At 42.7% G+C, this 23517-nt stretch carries 19 protein-coding genes, 1 tRNA gene and 1 other RNA gene; 14 read left to right on the top strand and 7 right to left on the bottom strand.

From position 1 onward, the window contains the following. Positions 1–67, bottom strand: a tRNA-Tyr gene (locus R7190_RS03970). Positions 68–359: 292 nt separating this feature from the next. Between R7190_RS03970 and R7190_RS03975 the strand changes: the two genes are divergently transcribed. After that, entirely contained in the window at positions 360–1454 is a 1095-nt protein-coding gene (locus R7190_RS03975) for an efflux RND transporter periplasmic adaptor subunit (protein WP_042522142.1), read from the top strand. Further along, complete coding sequence (vmeF, locus tag R7190_RS03980) at positions 1454–4567, top strand: multidrug efflux RND transporter permease subunit VmeF (protein WP_042522140.1); 3114 nt, start codon at positions 1454–1456, stop codon at positions 4565–4567. The genes R7190_RS03975 and vmeF overlap by 1 nt, the downstream gene beginning before the upstream one ends. 80 nt (positions 4568–4647) lie before the next feature. On the opposite strand, the gene R7190_RS03985 is transcribed toward vmeF, so the two are convergent. Beyond that, the gene (locus tag R7190_RS03985; RefSeq protein WP_005378589.1) at positions 4648–5223 is read right to left on the bottom strand and encodes a porin family protein; all 576 of its coding nucleotides are present in this window, start codon (positions 5221–5223) and stop codon (positions 4648–4650) included. A 214-nt stretch (positions 5224–5437) separates the two neighbouring features. Here R7190_RS03985 and R7190_RS03990 point away from each other — a divergent pair, with 214 nt between their 5' ends. Further along, positions 5438–5755, top strand: a complete 318-nt coding sequence (locus R7190_RS03990; RefSeq protein ID WP_005378586.1) for a DUF1244 domain-containing protein — start codon at positions 5438–5440, stop codon at positions 5753–5755. Between the two features lie 61 nt (positions 5756–5816). On the opposite strand, the gene R7190_RS03995 is transcribed toward R7190_RS03990, so the two are convergent. Beyond that, positions 5817–6911: a PLP-dependent cysteine synthase family protein gene (locus R7190_RS03995; RefSeq protein ID WP_005389952.1), complete on the bottom strand. Its 1095-nt coding sequence runs from the start codon at positions 6909–6911 to the stop codon at positions 5817–5819. Between the two features lie 141 nt (positions 6912–7052). Here R7190_RS03995 and R7190_RS04000 point away from each other — a divergent pair, with 141 nt between their 5' ends. Both R7190_RS04000 and R7190_RS04005 read left to right on the top strand, forming a co-directional pair. Beyond that, the gene (locus R7190_RS04000; protein WP_186584405.1) at positions 7053–7517 is read left to right on the top strand and encodes an Lrp/AsnC family transcriptional regulator; all 465 of its coding nucleotides are present in this window, start codon (positions 7053–7055) and stop codon (positions 7515–7517) included. Positions 7518–7973: 456 nt separating this feature from the next. Beyond that, entirely contained in the window at positions 7974–11015 is a 3042-nt protein-coding gene (locus tag R7190_RS04005; RefSeq protein WP_186584404.1) for a cadherin repeat domain-containing protein, read from the top strand. 68 nt (positions 11016–11083) lie between these two features. Here R7190_RS04005 and tesB read toward each other — a convergent pair whose 3' ends face one another. Continuing rightward, on the bottom strand, positions 11084–11944 hold the full coding sequence (tesB, locus tag R7190_RS04010; RefSeq protein WP_005378575.1) for an acyl-CoA thioesterase II: 861 nt from the start codon (positions 11942–11944) through the stop codon (positions 11084–11086). A 240-nt stretch (positions 11945–12184) separates the two neighbouring features. On the opposite strand from tesB, the gene R7190_RS04015 reads away from it, so the two are divergent. Beyond that, positions 12185–12619 carry a YbaY family lipoprotein gene (locus R7190_RS04015; RefSeq protein WP_005378572.1) on the top strand — a complete coding sequence of 145 codons (435 nt, stop codon included), beginning with the start codon at positions 12185–12187 and terminating at the stop codon, positions 12617–12619. Between the two features lie 30 nt (positions 12620–12649). On the opposite strand, the gene R7190_RS04020 is transcribed toward R7190_RS04015, so the two are convergent. Further along, on the bottom strand, positions 12650–12952 hold the full coding sequence (locus R7190_RS04020) for a DNA base-flipping protein (protein WP_005378570.1): 303 nt from the start codon (positions 12950–12952) through the stop codon (positions 12650–12652). A gap of 257 nt (positions 12953–13209) precedes the next feature. Between R7190_RS04020 and R7190_RS04025 the strand changes: the two genes are divergently transcribed. From R7190_RS04025 to R7190_RS04050, 6 genes are all read left to right on the top strand, one after another. Further along, on the top strand, positions 13210–13953 hold the full coding sequence (locus R7190_RS04025) for a hypothetical protein (RefSeq protein ID WP_005389942.1): 744 nt from the start codon (positions 13210–13212) through the stop codon (positions 13951–13953). Between the two features lie 152 nt (positions 13954–14105). Then, positions 14106–16109, top strand: a complete 2004-nt coding sequence (locus tag R7190_RS04030; protein ID WP_017634751.1) for a GGDEF domain-containing protein — start codon at positions 14106–14108, stop codon at positions 16107–16109. A gap of 137 nt (positions 16110–16246) precedes the next feature. Beyond that, positions 16247–16343: signal recognition particle sRNA small type (ffs, locus tag R7190_RS04035), an RNA gene on the top strand. Positions 16344–16462: 119 nt separating this feature from the next. Further along, positions 16463–17086 carry a TnsA endonuclease N-terminal domain-containing protein gene (locus R7190_RS04040; protein WP_025577761.1) on the top strand — a complete coding sequence of 208 codons (624 nt, stop codon included), beginning with the start codon at positions 16463–16465 and terminating at the stop codon, positions 17084–17086. Between the two features lie 2 nt (positions 17087–17088). After that, positions 17089–18954, top strand: coding sequence for a Mu transposase C-terminal domain-containing protein (locus R7190_RS04045; RefSeq protein WP_158159593.1), 1866 nt, complete (start codon positions 17089–17091; stop codon positions 18952–18954). Next, the gene (locus R7190_RS04050; RefSeq protein ID WP_025577765.1) at positions 18923–20017 is read left to right on the top strand and encodes a TniB family NTP-binding protein; all 1095 of its coding nucleotides are present in this window, start codon (positions 18923–18925) and stop codon (positions 20015–20017) included. The genes R7190_RS04045 and R7190_RS04050 overlap by 32 nt, the downstream gene beginning before the upstream one ends. 2 nt (positions 20018–20019) lie before the next feature. Here the strand turns inward: R7190_RS04050 and R7190_RS04055 are convergent, their stop codons facing one another. Continuing rightward, positions 20020–20328, bottom strand: coding sequence for a helix-turn-helix domain-containing protein (locus R7190_RS04055; protein WP_065646500.1), 309 nt, complete (start codon positions 20326–20328; stop codon positions 20020–20022). A 101-nt stretch (positions 20329–20429) separates the two neighbouring features. Here R7190_RS04055 and R7190_RS04060 point away from each other — a divergent pair, with 101 nt between their 5' ends. Then, positions 20430–20975: a hypothetical protein gene (locus tag R7190_RS04060; RefSeq protein WP_065646501.1), complete on the top strand. Its 546-nt coding sequence runs from the start codon at positions 20430–20432 to the stop codon at positions 20973–20975. Then, entirely contained in the window at positions 20969–22351 is a 1383-nt protein-coding gene (locus R7190_RS04065) for a DEAD/DEAH box helicase (RefSeq protein WP_005378561.1), read from the top strand. The genes R7190_RS04060 and R7190_RS04065 overlap by 7 nt, the downstream gene beginning before the upstream one ends. Before the next feature lie 643 nt (positions 22352–22994). Here the strand turns inward: R7190_RS04065 and R7190_RS04075 are convergent. Continuing rightward, complete coding sequence (locus R7190_RS04075) at positions 22995–23495, bottom strand: hypothetical protein (RefSeq protein WP_158159594.1); 501 nt, start codon at positions 23493–23495, stop codon at positions 22995–22997. Between the last annotated feature and the right edge of the window lie 22 nt (positions 23496–23517).

Consider the following 23517-nt stretch of genomic DNA (forward strand, 5'->3'; position numbering starts at 1 on the left):
GGACGGATTCGAACCATCGAAGGCAGTGCCGGCAGATTTACAGTCTGCTCCCTTTGGCCACTCGGGAACCCCTCCAGAGGATTTTTATACTTAGTAAGATGTTTTCCCAACTCATCTCCCAAGTGCGGAGCGAATCATAGCAAACTCGCTCAGGCTGTAAAGCGTTTTTCTTACGTTTTTACGTTGAATGCTGTCTTTTTGGGCAAAGATGGTAGAAAGTCAGCGTTTTGTTTGTCCTTTGAACAGAAGAGAAGCGCGCTTTTTACTTGAATTTACACTACTTGACGTTAAACACCGTATCTACTGATAAACTGTAAGCAGTTTAATGACATAAGTTTATTCGTTTAGAAGTCAATATCATGAGCATGAAAGCCACGTTATCGTTATCTGTTTTAACGCTTTCTATATTACTGAGTTCTCCATCGGTTTGCGCTGCGATGCGAGGAGGCTCAGCGGTTACCGTTGTGACTGAACAAGTAGAAACGCACGAGATCAATCAATCCTTAACTCTTATCGGCAAATTAAAGGCAGCGGAGTCTGTGGTTGTCGCATCGGAAGTCGCCGGCAAAGTGAATCAAATCGCTGTTAAAGCGAATCAAAATGTTCAGCAAGACCAGTTATTAATTAAGTTAGATGACGATAAGGCTCAAGCCGCTTTGATTGAGGCAAAGGCGTATCTAAAAGATGAACAGCGTAAGTTAAAAGAGTTCCAACGTTTGGTTAAGCGGAATGCGATTACTCAAACTGAAATCGATGCACAAAAAGCCAGTGTTGAAATAGCACAAGCGAGGCTAGATGCTGCTCAAGCCAATTTAGCTGATCTCCATATTACTGCTCCATTTTCTGGCACTGTTGGTTTTATCGATTTTAGCCGCGGCAAAATGGTCAGTGCGGGTACTGAACTTTTGACGTTGGATGATCTTTCCGTCATGGAACTGGATTTACAAGTACCGGAGCGCTATTTATCGATGCTTTCTATTGGTATGGAAGTCATCGCTAAAACCAGTGCATGGGGTAGCCAGATCTTTACTGGTCAAGTCACAGGTATTGATACGCGTATCAGCGCCGAAACACTGAATCTTCGCGTGCGTATTGAGTTTGATAACCCAGAAAATCAATTGAAGCCGGGCATGTTGATGAACGCTTCACTAGCATTTCCTGCTATTAAGGCGCCAATCATTCCTGTTCAAGCGCTTGAATACTCCGGAACTAAACGTTTTGTATATGTAATTGATGAAAACAACAAAGCTACTCGTCAAGAAGTGTCGCTAGGTGCTCGTGTTGGTAACGAGGTGGTGATCGAATCTGGTGTTGATATTGGTGACAAGATTGTGGTTCAAGGCATTGTTAACATGCGTGATGGTGTCGAAGTGAAAGAAATTGTCGCGCCACTAAAAGCGAACACCACGGATGTGACACGCAATGACAGTGAATCGGATGAGGAAGAAAACTAATGTTACTGTCCGACGTTTCAGTTAAACGCCCTGTCGCGGCGTTGGTTCTGAGCATGCTGTTGTGTGTGTTTGGCTTTGTGTCATTCACCAAATTAGCCGTTCGTGAAATGCCTGATATAGAAAGCCCAGTCGTTTCTATCAGTACGCGTTATGAGGGTGCATCGGCGACTATTATTGAAAGCCAAATTACCTCCGTTTTGGAAGACCAGCTTTCTGGGATCAGTGGAGTTGATGAAATTAGCTCCACTACTCGTAACAGCATGTCGCGTATCACGATCACGTTTGAATTAGGTTACGATCTCAACACAGGTGTGAGCGACGTGCGTGATGCTGTGGCTCGTGCTCAGCGCTCGCTACCTGATGAAGCGGATGACCCTATTGTTTATAAGAACAATGGCTCGGGAGAGGCGTCGCTCTATATCAATCTCAGTTCTGCAGAGATGGACCGTACTCAATTAACCGATTATGCCGAACGTGTATTGATGGACCGCTTTAGCCTGATCTCTGGGGTTAGCTCCATTGATCTCTCCGGTGGTTTGTACAAGGTAATGTACGTGAAGCTTAAGCCAGAACTAATGGCTGGACGTTCAGTTACAGCTTCGGACATTACATCAGCTTTGCGAAGTGAGAACCTAGAAAGCCCAGGTGGTGAAGTTCGCAACGACTCAACGGTAATGTCCGTGCGTACGGCTCGTACTTATAACACGCCTGAAGATTTTCAATATCTTGTCATTAAACGCGCAAGCGACAATACACCTATCTATTTAAAAGATGTAGCAGATGTCTTCATTGGTGCAGAAAACGAAAACTCAACCTTCAAAAGTGATGGTGTAGTAAACATCAGTCTTGGTGTGGTACCGCAGTCAGACGCAAACCCGTTAGAGGTTGCGAAGCTGGTTAGGTCTGAAGTCGATAACATCCAGAAGTTCTTACCAGAAGGTACACGTCTTGCGATAGATTACGACGCGACAGTATTTATCGAGCGTTCAATCGAAGAGGTGTACAGCACGCTATTTATCACGGGCGGCTTGGTGATTTTGGTGTTGTACATTTTCATCGGCCAAGCTCGTGCAACCTTAATTCCTGCGGTTACGGTACCTGTTTCTCTGATTTCTTCGTTCATTGCCGCGTACTACTTTGGGTTTTCTATCAACTTGATCACCTTGATGGCGTTGATATTATCGATTGGTTTGGTGGTGGATGACGCAATTGTGGTTGTAGAGAATATCTTCCACCATATTGAACGCGGTGAATCGCCATTACTCGCCGCATATAAAGGCACAAGAGAGGTTGGTTTTGCTGTTATAGCAACAACATTAGTGCTGGTGATGGTGTTCTTACCGATCTCCTTTATGGATGGCATGGTAGGTCTACTATTTACAGAGTTTTCTGTATTGCTGGCTATGTCGGTCATATTCTCCTCTTTGATTGCCCTGACGCTGACTCCTGTATTAGGTAGTCAGATTTTGAAAGCGAATGTAAAACCAAATCGATTCAATGAAGCGGTTGATCGCTTGTTTAGCAAGCTTGAGAGTGGCTATCGCGCATTATTGAAAGGTGCATTGAAAGTACGTTGGGCTGCTCCGCTGGTGATTCTAGCTTGTTTGGGCGGTAGCTATTTCTTGATGAATCAGGTACCGGCTCAGCTGACCCCACAAGAAGATCGCGGTGTGATATTCGCGTTTGTGCGCGGTGCAGATGCTACGTCGTACAATCGTATGTCAGCCAATATGGATATTGTCGAAGACCGATTGATGCCATTACTAGGGCAAGGTTATCTGAAGTCATTCAGTATCCAAACGCCAGCGTTTGGTGGCCAGGCAGGAGACCAGACAGGCTTTGTGATCATGATTCTAGAAGATTGGAACGAACGTGATATCACGGCTCAGCAAGCCCTTAACAAAGTACGGAAAGAATTGGCGGGTATCCCAGATGTTCGAGTGTTCCCATTTATGCCAGGTTTCCAAGGTGGTTCGAGTGAGCCAGTTCAGTTCGTATTAGGCGGCTCTGATTACGATGAGCTCGTTGTTTGGGCTGAAATGCTAAAGAACAAAGCAGAAGAATCACCAATGATGGAAGGAGCAGAGATAGATTACTCGGAAAAAACGCCTGAGTTATTGGTTACAGTTGACCGACAGCGTGCCGCAGAGCTAGGAGTCAGTGTTAAAGACATTTCTGACACCCTAGAAATCATGCTCGGTGGTAAAAGCGAAACGACTTATGTTGAGCGTGGCGAAGAGTACGATGTGTATCTTCGCGGTGATGAAAATAGCTTTAATAATGCTGCAGATTTAAGTCAGATTTATCTGCGCACGAATAGCGGTCAGCTAGTGACGTTAGATGCGGTCACAAAAATTGAAGAAGTGGCGGCCTCTATTCGTCTTTCTCACTACAACAAACAGAAGTCCATCACTATTACTGCCAACCTGTCGGAAGGTTATACATTAGGAGATGCGCTGAGTTACCTAGACCAGGAAGCCATCGACAACTTACCGGGTGACATTTCGGTGAGTTATTCGGGGGAGTCGAAAGACTTTAAAGAGAACCAAGCGAGTGTTGCTGTTGTGTTTGCATTGGCACTACTAGTGGCGTATCTCGTGTTGGCGGCTCAGTTTGAAAGCTTCGTAAACCCGTTAGTGGTCATGTTTACGGTGCCGATGGGTGTATTTGGTGGCTTCCTTGGTTTGGTTATTATGGGCCAAGGTATGAACATTTATAGCCAGATTGGCATGATCATGTTGATTGGTATGGTGACGAAAAACGGTATTTTGATCGTAGAATTTGCCAATCAGCTACGTGATCGTGGCGTTGGGTTTGAAAAAGCGATCATTGATGCAGCTGCGCGACGTCTACGTCCAATCTTGATGACTGCGTTTACCACACTTGCTGGCGCAATTCCGTTGATAGTATCGACAGGGGCGGGTTATGAGAGCCGTATTGCCGTGGGTACGGTAATCTTTTTCGGGATGGGGTTTGCGACATTGGTGACCTTGTTTGTTATCCCGGCAATGTACCGATTGATTTCGGCGAAAACACAAGCACCAGGTCATGTAGAAGCAGAGTTAAACAAAGCAATTAGCCATGATACGAAGGGCCGTATAGCGCACCCTTAAATCAAACGTTAAAACATAAAAGCCGAGGTAATAACCTCGGCTTCTCTTTATCGGTTTAAAGTTAGCTCGGAAGCGTTCGATTAGAAGCGTTTCCCTAGGCTGATTTGTACACCTTCGTAGCTGTCGTAAAAATCTTCAAAACCCATATCCGCGACATTATAAATGTACTCTGCGCGTAACCAGATATCTTTGCTCATATCCCAATGGACACCAGCACCGATGTTGAATAGCGCGCCTGAATCATCTGTGACTTTTTGTTCGTTTGGAACATACATTTCAGCTTGAGTGCCAAGCGCAGTTACGCGACCAAACAGTGACAGCGGCGTATCGCCTAAGTTATCACTTGTTACAACAGCAGACATACCTGCTTGGTAATAGTGAAGATCTAAGTCAGTTTTTAGAGCATCGTTCTTAAGTTCATTTTGTGAATAGCGCAGAACCCCTTCAAACGCGAGGTATTGGTTTACATGGTAACCCCAGCCCACTGTGATATGTGGTGTTGACCACTCATTGTCTCTATCCGAGCCGAAGTACGGTGTATCAAAACCAACGTTACCAGTACCCAGATAAAAATAAGATTGATGAGCTTGTTCTTGAGCAGCTAAAGTTGGCACGCTAATGGTCAAGGCAGACAATAATAGAATGGCGTTTTTCATAACTAGACGATAACCTTGGTAAAAGACCGTTGTAATGATTTGTTTAAATGTTAATTTAATCAATAGGATGGATGGTAATTATCATATCAGCTTTTATCAAAGGTAGTGATTTTAGAATGGGAATTGTTGCGCTAAAGCATACTTCTTACTCATGACTACCGACTAACTAGATATGGTGACGAAAGCTAGTTAAATAAGAGAGAAGGAAAGGAAAGTGGCTGAATTCAAATACAAAAACTTGACTCAAGAAGAACAAGATAAGTTAGACGCGGCGACATTTCGCCGTTTATTGGCGCATTTAGATGCCAACAAAGACGTACAAAACATCGACCTGATGATCCTTGCGGGCTTCTGTCGCAACTGCTTTAGCAAATGGTATAAATCTGAGGCTGAAAATCTCGGTTTGGATTTAGATATTGATGACGCTCGCGAACGTGTTTACGGCATGACTTACGATGAATGGAAACAAAATCATCAACCAGCGGCAACGCCAGAACAATTGGCTGCGTTTGAAGCGCGCCAGAAAAAGTAAAACCCAGCGATAAAAACAGCCCGCATGAAGTTGGGCTGTTTTTTAAAGTCCAGTTTGCACGTTAAGCGTTAGTTGAGCCGCAACAAGCTGGCTCAACGCAACCTTTTGCTTGAATGACTTCGAGTTGAGCTAAGTAAGGTTGAATATCGCCGATGTTCTCTTTTACCCATGTTAAGTCATAATACGTATCTAGGTAACGCTCTCCAGAATCACATAGAAGCGTCACGATAGAACCCTTCTCACCGCGTTGTTTCATCTCACAAGCCAATTGCAGCACACCGTAAAGATTGGTGCCTGTTGATGCGCCGACTTTACGCCCAATCAGCTGAGATACCCAATGGGCGGTTGCCACACTGGCTGCGTCTGGAATTTTGCGCATTTCATCAATGACACCAGCAATAAAGCTTGGTTCGACACGTGGTCGCCCGATACCTTCAATTTTGCTGCCAGTATCGCCTTTCAATGAGTGATTTCCTGACTGGAAAGCATCGTAAAACACTGAGTTTTCAGGGTCTACCACGCAAAGCTTAGTGTCGTATTTTTGGTAACGAATAAAACGGCCAATGGTTGCTGATGTGCCACCTGTTCCAGGACTCATCACTACCCAGCTAGGAATCGGGTGATCTTCTAACTCCATTTGGCTAAAGATAGAGTTCGCGATGTTGTTGTTACCGCGCCAGTCAGTCGCACGTTCAGCATAAGTAAACTGATCCATGTAGTGACCATTTAACTCTTGAGCCAAGCGTCGAGACTCGTCATAAATCTGATCTGATCGTTCAACAAGGTGCGCTTTACCACCGTAAAATTCAATTTGTTCGATCTTTTTACGTGCAGTGGTTTTCGGCATGACGGCAATGAACGGTAAGCCAAGTAAACGCGCAAAATACGCTTCCGAAACGGCAGTGCTGCCTGAGGACGCCTCGATTACAGTGGTTTCAGGACCAATCCATCCATTACAAATAGCGTAAAGAAATAATGAGCGCGCCAATCGGTGTTTCAGAGAGCCTGTTGGATGCGTGCTCTCATCTTTTAGGTAGATATCGATACCATCAAGAGAAGGCAGTTCAAGTTTAAATAAATGAGTATCAGCAGAACGTTGGAAGTCTGCTTCAATTTTACGCACTGCATTGTTGATCCAATTGTGGTCAGTACACATGGCGTCTCTCCTTGGGGAAATCGATAGATAAGTATTAGATAGGGATAATTTATCTATAATTTTCGAGAAAAACTTTGCTATTGTTACTCTTAATAAAGGTTTTTGTAGAAAAATTTTCTACATTTTATGGGTTTTATAGAAATGAGTTTAGAGCGAATAGATAAGCAGCTGCTTGCTTTACTACAAACCGACAGCACCTTGTCATTAAATGACGTGGCTGAGCGAGTCAATCTTACTACAACACCATGCTGGAAGCGCTTGAAAAGGTTGGAAGAAGAGGGCTACATCGAAAAACGCGTGGCGTTGTTAAGTGCAGAAAAGCTCGAGCTATCTTTCATTGCATTTGTTCAGTTAAAAACGATTGATCATTCCGAAGGTTGGTATCACCATTTTGTTACAACTGTGAGTGACTTTCCTGAGGTAATGGAGTTTTATCGTATGGCTGGCGAGTATGACTACATGATGAAAGTACTAGTCAAAGATATGAAGTGTTTTGACGAATTCTATAAGCGGTTAGTTAATAGCGTAAAAGGGCTATCTAATGTGACTTCAACATTTGCTATGGAGTCCATTAAATACACAACAGAGTTACCAATCCTAAAATAACTCGCCCTATAAGAATTCTATCTAATGTTAATTCTACCTTTTAGTATTTTAAATGTTAAAAGGTAGTTTTATTATGCTTTTAAAACTATTTCCTACCAGATTTTTATAAATATAAACGATATTTATTCTCTCTTCTATTTTTCATTAACCATTTGTTTTTACAGTCCATTAATCCTATACATCATAATGAAAGAAAAAATAACGCAATTTTTTCTCTTTCTTTTTCATGTTTTATTTTATTGAATATTAATTTTTACTAAATTAATGGAAGAGTTTGATTTAAACGTTTGCTTTTTGTGTTTTCATGTAATTTGGTCGCTATTTTTGAGTATTTGTTTTTAGGATTAATACAGTAGCAATTACTTAAGTAATAAAGTACTCAAAAATGGGAATAGTGATTAATAAAACATCGTATTATTATCGCCCCATCTTGTATGTAACAAAGTATTACTAAAAATGAACAGAAATTACTATTTGCTTTTTCTCGCAGCTTTACTCGCTGGCTGTGGCGGTGGGGGAGACTCTAAGCCGAACAATACGAAGACACCAACTACGGTAACAAAGCAGAACCGTCCGCAATTAAAAGTGGAAGACACGGTGTTGAAGTTTGAAGGAGTGGGAACGGTTACTGAAGCAAAACTGAGCAATGTACATGGGTCGGTATCTTACCAAGTCATTGACTCTAATCCGCCAAATGTCGTGAAAATTAATGACTCAGGAATACTACAAATTCTGCGCCCAGGAACGGCGACGATTCTTGCTACAGATAGTAGCTCTGCTTATGAATCTTCTGAAGCAAGATTTTCTGTCACTGTAGAGCGAGGCATCAATACTGAACTTTCAGTGAGTGATCTGAATTTCAATGCGATTGAGTCAGAAGGAAAAGCGTTGATCGTCCGTGGCCAAAAAGGCGAACTGAGTTATGAGGTAGAAAGTGGTCATAACTTGATTCGTGTTGATGAGAACGGTTCGGTATATTCATTAGGTTCAGTTGGTCAGGCATCGGTGCTGATTACTGATTCAGGTAACGACTTTTACTTGCCGAAACAAGTTCGCGCTACGGTTAAACTGCATGCAGTAGCTCCGGGGCAATTACAGTTCGCTTTGCTTGAAGACGAGTATCGAGAAGGGTTGACGTTAGAACCAGTGCGTTTAGATAAAGCTCAAACGCAACGTATTTCTTACAAAATTATAAATAGCGTACCAGACAGCAAGGTGGCCGAGTTGCTAGACCCTGAAACGGGTTTGCTTCTTGTTCATAATGTTGGGCAATTAACGGTTGAAGCGACAGCAACTTACAGCGACGCGTTTCTGGATAAACAGCAAACAGCGCAATTTTTTGTGGATGTAAAACAAGGCAAGCGTCAAGAAATCAGCGCAGCGGATATCGTCACAACTTATGAGGAAGGTGGACGAATTTTCCCTAAGGTGACGAACGCCTACGGTGACTATGAGCTGAGAATCATTCGTGGTGAAGACGTTGTTGCTAAAACAGAAAATGGTGAAGCATTACTGATCAAAGGTGTTGGTGCTGCTGAAGTGGAAATTTACGAGCATGATATGCGTAATTATCCTGCAAGCAAAACTCGTTTTGATCTTGAAGTTAATCGCGCGCCTCATCCCGTTATAAAAGACATTGAAATGCCGCTTACCTATCAACCAAATCTTTCAATCCCTCTGGCGTTTAAAGGGCAAAAAGGTAACGTAAATCTAGTTAGCAGCTTACCTAATGGCTTACGAATGACTGACGGCAAGTTGGAGGTAGTGACTGCGGGTGAGTACGGCCTTAAGTTTGAAGACGATGGTGGGGAGTTCTACCAACCTATTCAATTTAATGTCGTCATTAAAGTTGCAAAGGCTGAAGGCCAACCGATGGCAACGCACGATTATGACGTTGTGTACAGCAACAAATACAGTTTTGATCTTCACCGTGATTTTGGTTTGAGTGCTGACGAGCAAATTGAGATTGTAGATAACACCGCACCAGATGTTGTCGGTGGTTTTAGTGAAGGACGTCTCCATGTGTATAAAGCGGGTAAAGCGACGCTAACTGTGCGCAGAAAAGAGAGCGCGAATTATACTGTTGGTCCTGATCAAAAAGTCTATGTGACAATTTTGAGTGCGCCGAGCCGAATTGAAGTTCAATCCGATGTGGAAGAGATTTGGAAGGTTGGCCAAACATTTGTTGCGCCGAAAATCTCTGGTACGGTTGGAGAAGTTACGTACCGATTTGCAGACAACGCTGCAACAGATGTGGTTTCCTTAAACAGCCAAACGGGTGCCATGCAAATTCTTAACGCGGGTAGCACAAAAATTATTGTTTCGGATGCGGGGGACGACAAAGTGGATCCGGGTGAAAGTAGTTTCTCGGTCACGATTAAACAAGGCACAAACCCTGTATCGGTTACTTACCCAACGGTAGAATTCTCCGCTGGTAGTGTTATCTCACCAGTGATGAGTGGTGGGACTGCGAAGGCAAGTTACCGTCTTATTAACCAAAAAGACCCTGTGGTCGAGCTAGTTTCTCCTGATACAGGGCGTTTGAAAATCCTGCATGCAGGCACGTACCAATTAGAGGTTACTCTTACTGGGCGCAACTACAAAGCTAAAACAATCGTCGTAAATGGCACTATTAACAAAGCGAATCACCCTGGTTTAAGTGCTTCTACAATGAAGGTGGAATTTGAACCATTTAAAAAGGTTAAGCTAGACTTTGGTACACCAATAGGAAACCGCAGCTATCAAATATCCAGCTCAACAATTAAAGGAGTCGCTTCATTAGATGTTGATAAGGAAGAGCTGACGTTACTTGACCTCCCACCAGTAAAAAGACGTTGGATTTCTCTCGACGTTTCGGAAGGAGAATCTCGAGATTACAAAGCGTTGGAAAGTAAGAAAGTCCAGCTGTATCTAAGCTTTGCAGATGAAGGTGTTGCGGATCAATATACATTGCTTGAAACTGAACAAACAGTATTGTTTAGCACGCTAAATGCACGTGAGTTTTCTAACTTAGAAGAAAGTGAGTTTGGTTTGATGAACGTTCGTTCAGTGCGAGAGCCAACGGACGAAGAATTGAAATTATACGGCAAAGGTAAGATTGCACTACTTGCATTCAAGCCGGTGGGTAACGATGACCAAACTCTAATAAAAGGAGCGTGGGTACACTTAGCTCGATTTGATGGATGTACATCAGAGCTGTTCGAAGATGATCTCAAGCCTTTTGAAGCAATTGACTATGATGACCCAGGGTACTGCACCAACGGCAGCACGATTCGTATGACTCGGTTCTTAATAATTGATGACTCGAAGATGGAAAAGGTAGAGTATGAGTTAGTAGCACCTGTGATTACTTACCGTCGTGGGGTTCGTGAATTTTTAGCAACGAATAAAGGTGGATTCTATGCCGACCCAAATGTCATTTACGGGAAAGGCGAATATGGTTACCCGAAATCACTTTACGAATGGTCGGTTATTAACATGAAGTATCAACCAAATTAATCATCGTTTGATACCCCTTAAAAAAGGAGTGCGGAACAGCACTCCTTTTTTCGTCTGGCGAACACGAGCTATTTCGTGTAGCGCATCACCCCTTCTTGCACGGCGGTCGCCACTAAGTGACCTTGCTGGTTGTATATTTCGCCACGGACCAACCCACGAGTATTGCTCGCCGTTGGGCTCTCTATCGCATATAGAAGCCATTCATCCATCTTAAACGGACGATGGAACCAGATAGAGTGGTCAATGGTGGCCACTTGAAAGTTAGGCGTCATTAATGAGACTTCATGTGGATGCATTGCTGTCACAAGGAATCCCCAATCGGATGCGTAGGCCAGAAGGTACTGGTGAATTAGCTGATTCTCTGGCATTTCACCATTAGCACGAATCCAAAGGTACTGTTTGGGTTCTGCTTTTTTGGGCTTCAAAGGGTTGATAACCGTAACGGGGCGAGTTTCGATTGGCTTTTCCCCGCAAAATGTTTTGCGTAAGCGTTTGGGTAGAAATTCTGCAATATGGCTTGCGAGCTCACTCTCTGAGGCAAAGTTTTCTGGACCAGGGATATCTGGCATTTCTTTTTGATGATCAAACCCAGGTTGATCGCCATGGTAGGATGCGGTTAGGTAAAAAATAGGGCGTCCATTTTGAATTGCTTTTACGCGTCTAGTGCTAAAGCTACGGCCATCTCTCAGATTTTCTACATCATAAATAATAGGTTTTTCTGGATCGCCAGGGTACAAAAAATAGCTATGGAAGGAGTGTACCGTGCGTGTTTCTTCAACGGTGTAGCGCGCAGCAGAAAGCGCTTGCCCAATTACTTGACCGCCATAAACTTGAGGCAAACCTAGGTTTTCACTTTGGCCACGAAACAAGCCTTCTTCTAATTTTTCGAGTTGTAGTAGGCTGAGCAATTCTCGTAGTGGTTTACTCATTGTGTCTCCTCACCGTTGTCTTTCATTCCAAGTTACCTCAACAGCCTCACTCTTGTGAAGTGGCATAGTTAAGAACTATTGAGTAACTTAGAAATAGTATTGTTCCAATTATGAAACAAAATCAATTGTTTGATAAATTCTAACTCAGTCAAACTATTGTCAAATAAAGTGACAGGAAGCAGACAGTTTTATATTCCACACCTATAATTGCCTCGGTTTAATGCTCTTTTCGAGGAATATATGAAAAAAACACTACTACTTGTTACTTCTCTACTCTTTGGGGCTGCGTTAGTGGGTTGCCAAACTTCTCAAAATACAGAAATGGAATCTACAGAAGCGTCAATGAAGACGATTACAGGTACAGTGGCTTATCGCGAGCGGATTGCCTTGCCACCAAACGCAGTGGTTACTATTGCGTTAGAAGATGTGTCCTTGGCGGATGCGCCAGCAAAAGTGTTGGCGAAACAGACATTCGAAACAGAAGGTAAGCAAGTTCCTCTTTCTTTTGAGTTGAGTTACGACAGCAATGAAATCAAACCAAACCATCGTTACAGCGTTCGTGCTCGCATTGAGGTAGATGGAAAGCTGCGTTTTATCAGCGACACACATAACGGTGTTATTACAGATGAAGCACAAACTCACCAATTAGATATTCGTCTAGTTGGAACACGTTAATACGACGTACTGAGAACAAAAAATGGCAGCTTAAGGCTGCCATTTGTATTTTTTAAGTGAAGTTTTGCCAACTTCCGATACTTCAATCCCTTCTGCTTCTAATTTCTTTTTTTGTCGCTCTAAGTCTCTGCCTTTTAAAGATATTTTTCCTTGGCTATTTACCACTCTAAACCAGGGGAGTTTACTGCCTTCTGGTAAGTTGCCCAGTGCTTTACCAACATGTCTCGCATAGCCCGGATAACCGGCCATTTTGGCAATTTCCCCATAGGTGGAGACTTTTCCTTTTGGAATTTGGTGAATTACAGCAAAGATTTGCGCTAAAAATTGGTCCATACTCAAAAGTGTCTATTTTGGGTTACTAAGGAATGGTAAACCATTGGACTTGTATATTGCTAACGGTTCTTAACCCTTGTGTTGCCAGCGACTCACTTTGAAGAATTACATTTTCTGTTCTTTAGTGTCGTTGGTTGATGAGCCTTAAACAGCATGAAGCAAACGCAAGCTAAGCTTGAATCTAGACCCTCTCAACGACTTTCAATCCCAGTTTTTGCCGTTGAGTTACCAAGTAGGTGGGGAAGCCAGGAGGCGCTATGATTTTATCGACACTTCAATTTTTCGTTACGACCTTACTCGCTGTTGTCTGTGTTCGGGCGATGAGTTTGAGCGAGGGTGACATTCCCGTTCTTGCACTTATGATCCCCGCGCTGTGGGTTCTGCCACAAGGTGGGTTCGCTGGCTTAGTATTGCTGGGCGCGATGATGGCTTTTGGTGCGACACTCTCAATGCAGCCAATTGCTTTGTCGGTTGGTGTTTTGATCCTTTTCCCACTTTTAATGGTGGTATTTTCTCGTAGAAGCTCTTTAGGTGTGTTGCTCACCGCTGGTCTTATTGTACTTACACTGCAAGTTGGTCTTATGGTCACACAGCAAGGCGGTAAGCTGGATGGTTCTGCTTGGGTTACAGTGGTTCAAACCATTGCGGTTATGGCGATGTGGTGGTCGGCTGCGCATTGGACGCCATCCAATAAACACAGCTGGTGGCCGTTGTTTTTGTTGCTCCCATTGTGGATTGCAGGCCTACCGTACGCCGTTCTTATGGCGTTAAGTTTGACGGGAATGTTAGCGTCAATGGAAGCACTTGCGAAGCTTCAACATACCATTCGTTGGAGCAAATTATTATGTTGGACATTGCCGACTGTGGGTTTTGCCGCTTTAGTCGTCAGCCCGACCACGGATGTGCCAAACCCTGTTTTCGTGGTTTGGATCTGTTTGTTAGGGACGGCTTGGATGACTGACTATATTTTACGTAGTAGCGATGAACAGGCTGAATTATGAGTTTTTAGTCAGGTAAAAAGTGACATGTGCGGCAGAGTATCGAATTGGTTGTGGAACAAAATGGAGATTAGTATATGTTCTTCATTTCATATTTACTACACTTCCAATAATAATAACCACAATATAAGTGGTTGATTTAAGATAAGTTTGTCATGACAACTTTTGCTCGAACACTGTTGCTTTTTGCATGTTGCCTCTTGAGTTTGAATGTAAAAGCCGAAGCCCCTTTAATTGCTCATTATAAAGTCGCGACTGAAGCGGATGATGTCGTCACTCGTGTTCTTTTCAATGCTGCTTCAAAGGAGTTTGGCTTTACCGTTCAATACGTGAACTACTCCAGCTTTGATGCCATTCTAAATTCAGTAGCGAATGGGGAAGCGGACTTTGCTGCGAATATCACTTACACACAAGAACGTGCTCAACGTTTTAGTTATTCCCGCCCAACAAATATCGAATATACCTACCTCTTTGGTTTAAAAGATTCGACGTTGAGTGACATTTCGCGTGTTGGCGTCCCCAAAGATACAGTTTATGCCCAATTACTTAAACAACACTACCCTGAGCTAGAACAGATCTCTTATCAAGGTCACGAACAAGCAGTAACACTGCTACGTTCAGGTGCTGTGGATGGCGTTGTCGATGCCATTAACCAGCTCAAGCCGATGCTGATGGAGGGGTTTGACGCCAAGATGCTCAATGATCAGATTTCGATAAAGCCCGTATCCATCATCAGTAAAAAAGATCATCATCTTGAAGAGTTGGACACGTTCGCTACGTTTATTCACGGGGAAGCGGTGCAAAAGCAGCTTCGCGAAGAAATTTCCCAGTATCAATTTGAATTAAGGCGAGCAGCGTTGCGTGATTCTATTCGTTTATTACCCCTTGATTTTAATGAACCAATACGGATTAAGCTCGAATCTATCTTTCCATATGTTGTATACAACGCAGATGGTAGTGTCGAAGGGATGACGGCTGATGTAGTCCTGAGAAGCTGTGAGATCTTGGCTTTAAACTGCTTGATCATTAGTGAGCCTGGTGAAAGCTGGGGTTCTATGTACCATGAGTTTATCCAAGGTAATTTCGAAATTTTGGCGCCGTTAACGGTCAGCCGTGAGCGGCGCGCATTTAGCTACTTTCCAAAGCCCCATTACGCGCCAGCATCGGTGATGGTCAAGCGTTTAGGTTACAAACCGAGCACATACTCTCATGTTTCACAGTTGATATCTGAGCGGATTGGCGTAGTTAAGGATGACTTTTTCGATCAAATGATGACGCAACTGTTACCGCTAAAAGAACTCAAACGTTATCGTACCCAACAAGAGCTCATTCAGGGGCTACTAAATGAAGAAGTCGATTACATTCCGATGGATACGGCGATGCTCAATCATTTTTTACGTCTCAGTGAATTGGTTCCGATAGAGCAGGATACCGCTATTGGCGAGTTTTATGAGTCACAACTCTCTGTTGGATTGGTCGCGAATGAAAAAGGAGCCATGCTTGCGCCTTTCTTCAGTCGAGCGATAGCGATGTTAGAAGTTGATAAGATCATTGCTCAGTACGATGTACGCCCAGATTGGCGTACCGCACTTGAATATGAGATTCGATTAGCGACGCAAACACAAGCTGTGTTTATCTTTGTATTATTGTTTGCTATTTGTGTTTCGCTTTATCTTTACCGTCAATCGAACACTGACAACTTAACAGGGTTAAGGAATCGTCGTGCGTTGCAAGTAAAGTATCGAAAAGGAGTAAACAAAGATCTATCCATACTTTACTTAGACATTAATCATTTCAAACGAATCAATGACACTTATGGTCATCGCGCTGGGGACGAAGTTTTACAACTACTGGCGCTAAAAATTCATTATGTCTGGTCGGGAAGATGTTATCGAATTGGAGGGGATGAGTTCATATTACTGGGTTATCCTACGCAAGCCGAGTTAACTAGAGCAATGAGAGAGCTCAGTAGAATCGATGTGAAAGGCAAATTATGTAGTGATTTGGAGTCTATAAGTATCTCTATTGGTTTCTCTGCAAAAAGGGAACGGCACATGAGCTTAGAGCAAGCGATGCATTTGGCTGATGAAGACATGTACATGAGTAAGCAGTCCTCACGGCACGACTCCTCTTATCGTGACTGCACGGTTTCATCATAAAGGAATGAATTGATCGAGTTTTGTTCAAACGGTAATGAAATGATGAAATTCAAGGTTTTTGCTCTTGCATTATGAGAGCTGATACTGAATAATCGCCCCATCGATTGAGGCAAGACCTCTCGAAAAGAATTATGGGGCTCTGGTCCTCTCGCAACAATAGCTCGTGAACTCGGTCAGGTCCGGAAGGAAGCAGCCGCAGCGTGTGACTTGTGTGCCGGGATGTGGCTGGGGTCCCACCCTTTGTGAAGCCTGCAATATATGTTCGCATAAATTGCAGGCTTTCTTCATATTTGCACCATAAGTCTTCATAGTCTATTTTTTTGTTGTGGGTTTACAACAAAAGTGATTTTGCTATGTTCGACCAAACCAAGAAGTCATCTCACGTACACAACATCTGTAAGTTCATGAGCTTGAAGAATGATGCAGTTGTTCGCACTCTGTCCATTTTAGAGTTTGATTTCTGTTTTCACCTCGAATATAACGCAGACATCAAAAGCTTTACCTCCCAACCTTTTGGCTTCAACTATCAATTCAATAATCGAAAATGCCGATATACCCCCGACTTTTTGGCGACAGATCACGATGACCATTCAATTTTCTTCGAAGTAAAACACTCTAGCCAGATTCTCAAACCTGACTTCAGGGACCGATTTAAAGAGAAACAAAGAGTTGCATTGAATGACTTTAACAGACGCTTAGTTTTAGTTACTGAGAAGCAAATTAGAATGGGTCCAACTTTAAATAACTTTAAGCTACTACACCGTTACTCTGGATTGCGAACCGTGACTGAGTTTCAAAAGTTAGTGTTGGCGTTTATTCAACGTAAACAAATGGTGAAGTTACAAGAGGTGTCTTTGTATTTCGGTTTATCGGAGAAGGACACACTTATCTCTACTCTACCTTGGATCTCTTCGGGGCAAGTTAAAACAGACCTAAACGGCATTGGCTTTGGTCTCGAAACCTACGTTTGGTGTTAACCATGTCATCGGACTCTAATAACATATTTGGGTTCTTTGATGAGTTTGAAGCTTCAGAGGGAGAGTCTCAGCCGCTTCCAATAGAGCTAATTCAAGAACCTATTGAAATCTCTTCAACTATTGATTCTCAATCTCCGAAGGTACAGCAAGAAGTTATCCGTCGTATCAAAATCATCGATTTCGTGGAGAAGCGTTTAAAAGGTGGATGGACCGAGAAAAACTTGACCCCTATCTTAAGTCTCATTGAACCAGAATTACAGCTCACTCCCCCGAGTTGGCGAACTTTAGCAACTTGGAAAAAATATTACTTTGAAGCGGGTAAAGACCCATGTGCACTTATTCCGAAGCATACGTTTAAGGGCAACCGCCAAAAAGAAATGGATTCGAAATCCTTGATTGACGAGGCAATTCAGAACGTATACCTGACACGTGAACGACTTAGCGTTGCAGAAGCATACCGATACTATAAGAGTCGAGTGATTCAAATAAATCGCGGGATTGTCGAGGGGAAAATTAAACTAATTTCAGAGCGTTCTTTTTATAATCGAATACACGACTTACCTCCATATGAGGTAGCGATCGCAAGGTTTGGCAAACGATACGCAGACCGAGAATTTCGCTCGGTTGGTCAGCAAGTCGTTGCGGCCAAACCAATGGAATATGTCGAAATTGATCATACCCCAGTTCCAGTTATTCTAATTGATGATGAGCTAGACATTCCTTTGGGGCGGCCTTATCTCACGATGCTGTATGACCGTTTCAGTAAATGTATCGTAGGTTGCAGCATCAACTTTAGAGAACCTAGTTTTGACTCTGTCAGAAAGGCGCTATTGAACTCGGTACTAGATAAGAGCTGGGTAAAACAAAAGTATCCATCTATTGATAATGAATGGCCTTGTCACGGTAAAATAGACTGTTTAGTTGTCGATAATGGCGCTGAGTTTTGGAGTCAAAGCTTAGAAGACTCGTTACGGCCTCTAGTGTCTGACATTCAATACAGCCAAGCTGCTAAACCTTGGCGAAAGTCAGGGATCGAAAAGTTGTTTGATCAGATGAACAAGGGGTTAGTGAACGCACTACCTGGAAAAACATTCACCAATCCTACTCAACTACAAGATTACAACCCAAAGAAGGATGCGGTGGTTAGAGTTTCTGTGTTTCTTGAATTACTCCATAAGTGGATTGTCGATTATTACCACATGGCTCCAGATTCAAGAGAGCGTGATATTCCATACCACAAGTGGAACCAATCGGAATGGACTCCTTCCTACTACGATGGTGCTGAGAAGGAGCAGCTTAGAGTTGAGCTAGGTTTGCTTAGACACAGAACCATTGGAGTGGCAGGGATCAGGCTTCATAACCTACGCTATCAGTCCTCAGAACTTATTGAATACCGTAAATATTGGGCATCCAACAATGGCAAAAAGCTGTTTGTTAAGACCAAAACAGACCCTTCTGATATCAGTTCTATTCATGTTTACCTAGAATCTGAAAAGAGGTACGTAAAAGTTCCAGCGGTAGACAACAGCGGATATACAAAAGGGCTGTCCCTTTTTGAGCATGAGCGAATACAAAAAGTACGTAGGCTTAACACTAAGCAGCTTGCTGACGATGAGGCACTTGCGGACACATTTCTATATATGAAAAAACGTATTCAGGAAGAAACCGATAGGTTCCACAGTGCAAAAAGTAGTAAGTCTAGCTTGCCTAAAACGGGCAATACTTCGAAATTAGCAAAGTTTAATGATGTGGGCTCAGACGGACCAAGCTCAATCAATACGACTCAAGTTAAACAAGAAAATACGGTGTTGTTCGATGTCTCAGGGCAATTATCTAATGATGATTTCGAAGATATTGAGGGGTATTAATTTGAACTTAACATCTAGTCAGTTTGAGCAACTAAAGTCCTTTGAAACTTGCTTTATCGAGTACCCTGAAATAACTGAAATCTACTCTATTTTGGATCAACTTCGTTTCAACCACTCTCTTGGCGGTGAACCGGAATCTTTTCTAATAACCGGTGAAGCTGGAAGTGGAAAGACGGCTATGATCAACAACTATGTCTCGCGCTATCAATCGGGTTCAACTTGGGGAAAACAACCAGTTCTCAGTACCAGAGTACCGAGCCGTATAAATGAGCAGAATACGCTCACACAGTTTTTAGTCGATTTAGATGGAAAGTCGGGCGAAAGAGGTACTCGACGACGTAATGAAATTGCTCTTGGAGAGGCTGTTGTAAAGCAACTTAAACGTAAATCTGTTGAGCTGATTATCGTCAATGAAATTCAAGAGCTTGTGGAGTTTTCTACAGCAGAAGAAAGGCAAACTATTGCGAATACATTCAAATATATAAGTGAAGAAGCAAAAGTCTCGTTTGTGCTGGTTGGTATGCCATATGCTGATGTCATAGCGACAGAGCCACAATGGAATTCGCGATTGAGTTGGAGACGAAAGATTCATTATTTTAAGCTGCTGAAAGCTACCAACCATTCGAGTGAAGTGGCAACTTATGGCTTTGACTTGGAGCAAAAAAAGCACTTTGCGAAATTTGTCGCAGGTTTGAGTGCGAGAATGGGTTTTGATGAAGCGCCAGTGCTTACAAAAAATGAGGTGTTATATCCTTTGTTTGTTATGTGTAAAGGGGAGTGTCGAGCGTTAAAGCACTTCTTGAAAGATGCACTACTTATGAGTTTCAATGAGAATGTCGATACGATAGACAAAGCGATATTGTCACGCACGTTTTCGTTTAAGTTTCCCTATTTGGATAATCCCTTCAATTGTCCTGTAGAGGAGCTTCGTCTTCATCAAATTGACTCTGGATCGTCTTACAACCTAAATGCCATCGCTTCAGAAGATAAAATACTTGCTCCACGTTTTACGGATGCAATTCCGTTGAGCATGTTATTGACCAAAAATGGACTTAAAGCCTAATATTACCCCTCGCTCTTCAAACTCTTCAGCAACGCTGCCTTCTCTTCATCACTCATCTTATCAATTGCGCATGCCAATTCAGCGCTCAATTCGTTTCTACAGAAAAAATAGTTTAGTGGCACATCTAACTCTTCAGCCATACGCTCAAGTGTACCAATATCTGGTACGTGCCTACCTTTCTCGTAATGGTTCATTCGACCACTAGCAGAACTTGGTTCCATACCAATTTTCACCCCTAAATCTTTTTGGGTGATTTTGGCTTTTTTACGCGCAGCTTTGAGCCTCGCTGGGATTGGGTTGTCTTTCTGCACTTACTCATTTCTTTTCAACCTTTAGATAACTTAGATTGTCTAAGTTTTACTGATTTTTGTATACTTAGCAATCCTAAGTTTTTATTGAATGAAAGAGTCACATGAAGAAAGTAACCAGAATTAACCTTGATATGTTTAACCTATTGATTGAAAAAGGGATGGATAATTTTTCTGTTATAGAAGCTAGGGATGCTTTGTTAAACGGTACTTCAACCTTTCCGAGCAGTGACGATGCTCGAAAGTATGTTTATAAGCAACTTTTATCATTTGAGGAGAAAGGATGGCTTTCTGTAACTGGGACTCGCAGGGACAAGCGCTACCACCAAACCAATGACTTCAAAGCGCTCACTATTGAGCCTAGAATGCCCAGAAAAAGAAAGGTCACTGAGGAATCAGTGACTGGTCAAATTCTCGATTCTTCCCTAAATACATTGGCGCAAGAGAAGAAGCGGCATGAAGGTGAGTTAGCGATAACTCTGGGAGAAATAGAAGAGTATCAATCATTACTGATGCGCTTTCCAAACAACAAGCAAGAGATACAACCACTATTTAATTTGGCAAGAGAACGCTCAGCCAAGCTATTAGGCAGAATTAATGCGTTAACGAACTGGATGCAAGTGGTGCAAGGTAATGCACAAAAATGTTGAGAGCATGGCAAGCTGAGTGCGTAGATCAGGCTATTAATAAGTTTTCATCAAATCGACGCCCACATTTTTTCTGTCAAGCCACTCCTGGTGCGGGTAAAACTGTTATGGCTGCAGAGGTTGCTAAGCGTCTTTTTCAAGAAGGTATGATTGACTTAGTTCTCTGTTTCTCACCGTCGCTTTCGGTTGCCGAAGGGATGAAAAATACCTTTTCATGGACATTGGAATGTTCCTTTAATGGAGGCTTGGGTTCTCTTGGGGGCTCTTACACCTATCAATCCATCCGTTTTTTAGATGAAAACTTCTGGAACACCGTTAGTAAATATCGGGTATTAGTCGTATTTGATGAGATCCACCATTGCTCGTTTGATGATGAGGGGCGGTCAAATTCATGGGGGCTAGAGATTGTGTCAAAGATCCAAAGCTTTGCTCGTTATACTCTGGCTCTATCGGGCACTCCCTGGCGCTCTGACCGTTTACCGATAGTTATGGCAGAGTATTCTGATCCAGAAGGCATGCTTGTTTGCGATTATCAATACGGCTTGCAACAGGCAGTTGTTGATGGGGTATGTCGCCAACCTAAAATTGCCTTGATAGACAACGAGCATTTGAGTATCCAGATTGGTAATAGTAATCAGAATTTTGCTTCCATTTTGGAATGCCTTAAAGAATCCGATGTTTCTTATCAAAGCGTCATTCACAATGAAGAAGCAATGGATTACATCTTGAATAGTGCCTGTAAAAAGCTAGCGCAGATCAGGGAACTTTCGCCAAACGCAGGCGGGTTGGTGGTCGCTGCTTCTATCAAGCACGCGAAAGATATTCAAAAACGCTTGGTCAAGCAGTTTAATCAATCAGCCACCATTGTGACTTATCACCACGTAAGCCCACTAAATGAAATTGAATCTTTTCGAAACTCGAATGTTCAGTGGATAGTCAGTGTTGGGATGATAAGTGAAGGTACGGATATTCCTCGGCTACAGGTTTGTTGTCATATGAGTTCGGTTAAAACGGAACTCTATTTTAGACAGGTCCTTGGGAGAATATTGAGAGTTAATGATTCACCCAACCAAGAAGCATGGTTGTATACCTTTGCTGAAGAAAGTTTGATTGGGTTTGCTGAAAGAATTGAGCAGGATATTCCTGATAGCTGCATGTACATTAAACAAGAGAATAATGTGCCGAGTGCTGTAGATTCACAATGCTTACCAATAAGCACCGTTTCGGAAAGCGCTCAATCTAATCGCTCTCAACCAAGCTTACTTAGTTGGGGAAAAGCTTCAGATATCATTAACCCAAATAATGTTGAGCCTACTTTAGCATTGGATGAGCTGAGGTTAGGCCAATTTAAACAGAGAGTCATCGCAGCGTTCACTTAAACTAATTCTGCTTCAATCTGTTTCAATGTTTTACCTGAAGAGTTTTTCTAGTAATCAGGACTACTGCAAAGATAGCCAAATAGGACGGCTGCGGCTTGCGAGGCACTCGTAAACAGAATATCTTCAGCCGTAACCAAATGATCTCCAGATGGTGCTAGCACACTTTACTATTCTAGGTTAGTACCCAACTTTGTATAGTCTTTAAATAAACTAGCCTGTGCAGTTGTTAGCGCTTGAGAGCCTTTCAATACGACAATGCCCTCATCAGTAAGTATTGTTTTTGCATCAAATTTTTTGACCTTCAGTTGCAATAAAGTGTTCTCTTGCACGTTTGTTTGGGGCGAAGCGATTTGAGTTACTCTTGCTCCAGTTATTTGTTCCCTAGAGAACAAATAACAGTACGAATGTCAGAGGACAATAAAGTTTTAACACAAACTAGCCATCACATGAGCTAGCTCGTTGCTGGACAGAACCTTGTCAGTTATATTACTAAATTAGGATGTAACGGATTAGTTGACGTATGGGAAAGTAACGCTCAGTTAAGGGGTGAAGCACGCAATACCTAAGCTGCTGCATGACACATCAACACCGAAACCACCGCATACCAAAGATGCCACGCGTGCTGAATCCCTATTGAACTGTGTTAGCTCGCATGGCTACGTGCCTGCTCTTCGTTATCCCAAAGAACAAAGTATGCATTACTCGGGAAGTCTTCATAATGTTCACCTTGGGAGCCGACTAATGAGCCTAGTTTTTGGCATTTATACACTTGCATCCATTTGCCCTTTATTTTTACAAACAAGAGACCATTTTGATCCTCATGAATAGCGCGAACATTACTAGATGGTTTCCTTGTGTAGATCCACCAAATATAGGGAAAAGTAGCTTCACCTGTTATGGCTAACTTTAACATTTTTGTTTGTAGTTCACGTAATGTCATTTGAGGTGAATCTGTAACTATAGTTTTTGCAATGCGGAGCGTTACAGGACAGTCCCAACCATGATACAGCTGAATGTTTGAGCGCATAACGGTTGTTCCGGCCGGATGACTAGAACCTAAGACCCAAGGCTTTGCTTCACCATAGTTTGAAGCTAACCGGCACCCTTTACTTCCAACTAAGCCAGTTAAACCTACACTTTTCACAGCTTGGCTCCACAATGAATTC

It is taken from the genome of Vibrio sp. 1078-1, assembly GCF_033340475.1.